The organism is Frankia sp. AiPs1 (genome assembly GCF_023716945.1).
Classification (GTDB): domain Bacteria; phylum Actinomycetota; class Actinomycetes; order Frankiales; family Frankiaceae; genus Frankia.
Map to the genome: position 1 here is coordinate 1 of NZ_JAMQQF010000679.1, position 2,896 is coordinate 2,896.

The following is a 2,896-nucleotide window of genomic DNA, read 5'->3' on the forward strand; positions in this document are numbered from 1 at the left end:
GGCGCCGCCCGCCGCCGCGACGGCGCCCGCGTGCGCGAGCAGGGGACCGAGCAGGCCGTCGTCGTCGCCGTCGTCGGTGACCAGCGCCTGGGACACGCCGAGGCTGAGCACCATCGCGAGCATGCCGGCCCAGGTCTGCAGGGTGAGCAGCTCGCCCCGACCGGTGGGCCCCAGCGTCCGGGCCGCCAGGGCGCCGGTGGCGGTGCCCAGCACCAGGGTGGCGGCGTTGCCGGCGAGTACCGCGACGGTCGCCCGCGACAGCCTGGCCGTCGGGTCGGGACGGGTCACCGCGACCGCGCCGAGCGGCGCACGGCGGCGACCGCCCGGTGGAACCCGTCGATCGAGGCGTCGAGGTCGATGTCCGACACGGCCTTCTCGGACTCCAGCGCCATCGCGGCGAGCAGGTCGGGCCGGCGGCGCAGCTCGTCGAGGATGCCGGCGAGCGCGCCGACATCACCGACGGGGTGGATGCGGGCGTTGCGGCCGGGGCGCACGTCGTCGGTCGGGCCGATCGATCCGACCCGGTCGCTGACCACCACCGGCAGGCCGCACAGCACGGCGTCCTTCACGGCCAGCGGATGCGGATCGCGCTGCGCCGGATGGAGGTACAGGTCGCTGGCGGCGTACAGGCGGGGCAGCCGTTCCTGGTCGGCGAAGCCCACCACCCGCAGCGCGCCGTCGAGGCCGGCAGCCGCCGCGTCGAGGGCGGGCCGCAGCACCCCGTCGCCCGCCATGATCACGACGAGCTCCCGGGTGTCGGGCGTGCGGGCGGCGCTGGCGACGATCCGCAGGGCGTCGGCGACGTCCAGCGGGCGCTTCCGGAAGATCATCTTGCCGACGCACAGGGCGACCACCGCGTCCGGGGCGATCCCGAGTTCGGCGCGGACGGCGGCCCGGTGGGTGGACCGATCGGTCACCGCCTTCTGCAGCGCGGCCTGCTCGGTCGGGTAGGGCGTGCGGAACATCCGCTCCCGCGGGACGCCGTAGTGGGCGAGATAGTCCTCGTTGTTGTCGCCGACGGTGAGGAATGCGTCCACCCGGCCGAGCAGTGGCGGCAGGGCGAGCCGTTTGGCGGCGCGCACGCGCGCCGCGCGGTGGCCGAGCAGTTCGCTGTCGCCCATCATCAGGGTGCCGACGCCGCGCCGACGGGCCCAGGCGAGGGCCGCGAGCGAGCCGACGTGGCGGTAGCCGTGGACCAGTACACAGTCGGGCCGTCGCCGGTCCAGCGCCGCCCAGACCCGGCCCGCCGCTCGGGTGCTGGCCACCGGCTGGCGCCACTCCGGTCGCAGCGGGAGGTCGGCGACGAACTCGTGCCGGTAACCCGCGGTGATGTCCGGCCGCCAGCGCATCTCGGCCCCGAAGCCCGGGTCGAAGTAACGGTCGAGGCCGGCGCGGGACAGGAACAGCACCCGCAGGTCCACCGGTCCCTCGCCGACGGCCCGGTACAGCGGCGCGAAGTGCTGGATCGGATGGGGCACGACGGCGGCGACGGCCGTCGGCCGAGAGACGGACGTCATGGGCCTGCTACGCCTCCTCGGGCCGCCGATCCGAGCGGCCGGCCGGCTGCCAGGAGTGCCAGTCTTCACTATGCGTGTTCATTAATCAACGCACTGTAGGTATGTGTTGGGGAACCGGTCCCTCGTCCGGTCCGAACGGGCCGGCGTCGCGGGCGGGATCGGCGGGCCGTCCGGGCAAGTGGTAACGACGCGTGATAGTAGTCATGCTCTTCGTGAGCAACCCGACCTGGCCCGATCCCCCGGCCGGGTGCGCCGGGGTCAGCTCCGCCAGAGAAGCTGGGGAAGCTGTGATGTCCATGCGCGTCGTTGTCGCCGGGGGAGCGGGCTTCCTTGGCAGTCATCTCTGCGAGCGACTCCTGGCTGGCGGGGCCGAGGTGATCTGCGTCGACAACTTCCTCACCGGCCGGCCGGAGAACATCGACCCGCTGCGGGCGCTGGACTCCTTCCGGATGCTGCGCCGCGACGTCACCGGGTCGGTCGACGTCGCCGGGCCGGTCGACGCGGTGGTGCACCTGGCCTCCCCGGCCTCGCCGGTGGCCTACCGGGCGCTGGCGCTGGAGACGCTCGCGGTGGGCGCCTGGGGTACCCGCCGGCTGCTGGAGCTCGCGCGGCGCAAGGGGGCCCGCTTCCTGCTGGCGTCCACCTCCGAGGTGTACGGCGACCCGCAGGTGCACCCGCAGCCCGAGGGGTACTGGGGTCACGTCAACCCGATCGGCCCGCGCAGCATGTACGACGAGGCCAAGCGTTTCGCCGAGGCGCTGACCACCGCGCATCGCGCCACCCACGGCACCCGCACCGGCATCGTGCGGATCTTCAACACCTACGGCCCCCGGATGCGCGCGGACGACGGCCGGGCGGTGCCGACCTTCATCACCCAGGCCCTGCGCGGCCAGCCGGTGACCGTCGCCGGCGACGGCTCGCAGACCCGCTCGCTGTGCTACGTCGACGACCTCGTGGCCGGGCTGGTCCGGATGCTCGACGTCGAGCATCCGGGGCCGGTGAACCTCGGCAACCCGGGGGAGCTGTCGATGCTGGAGCTCGCCCGGCTGGTCGTGCGGCTGTGCGGCGAGCAGGCGCCGATCGTCTTCGTCCCGCGGCCCGCGGACGATCCCAGCGTGCGCCGGCCCGACGTCACCCTGGCCGGGGAGGTGCTCGACTGGCGGCCCGGGGTGGACCTGGCGGACGGGCTGGCCAGGACCGTCGGCTGGTTCCGGGGCCGGCCCGCCGGGCCGCCGACGGCCCTCGTGCCGCGCCAGAGCGGAGCACCGCGGTCCCGGGCGGGCGGCGGCTGAACGGGCGTCCTGATGGCCCGACGCCGACGGCGTTACGTCTCTCTAGGTATTCAGTCTGCTACAAAGAGTGAGTGACCTCTGTTGTGG

At 74.2% G+C, this 2,896-nt stretch carries 2 protein-coding genes and 1 pseudogene; 1 reads left to right on the forward strand and 2 read right to left on the reverse strand.

What is annotated here, in order from left to right; all coding sequences use genetic code 11:
• Together ND748_RS29280 and ND748_RS29285 are read right to left on the reverse strand one after the other, a co-directional pair.
• Positions 1–288: pseudogene (locus tag ND748_RS29280) on the reverse strand (hypothetical protein); the annotation flags it as partial.
• A complete protein-coding gene (locus tag ND748_RS29285) occupies positions 285–1,517 on the reverse strand; it encodes a glycosyltransferase family 4 protein (RefSeq protein ID WP_251749429.1) in 1,233 nt (410 codons plus the stop codon). The pseudogene ND748_RS29280 and the gene ND748_RS29285, both read right to left, overlap by 4 nt.
• A 296-nt stretch (positions 1,518–1,813) precedes the next feature.
• Between ND748_RS29285 and ND748_RS29290 the strand changes: the two genes are divergently transcribed.
• Positions 1,814–2,809 carry a UDP-glucuronic acid decarboxylase family protein gene (locus ND748_RS29290; RefSeq protein WP_251749430.1) on the forward strand — a complete coding sequence of 332 codons (996 nt, stop codon included), beginning with the start codon at positions 1,814–1,816 and terminating at the stop codon, positions 2,807–2,809.
• Positions 2,810–2,896 lie beyond the last annotated feature (87 nt).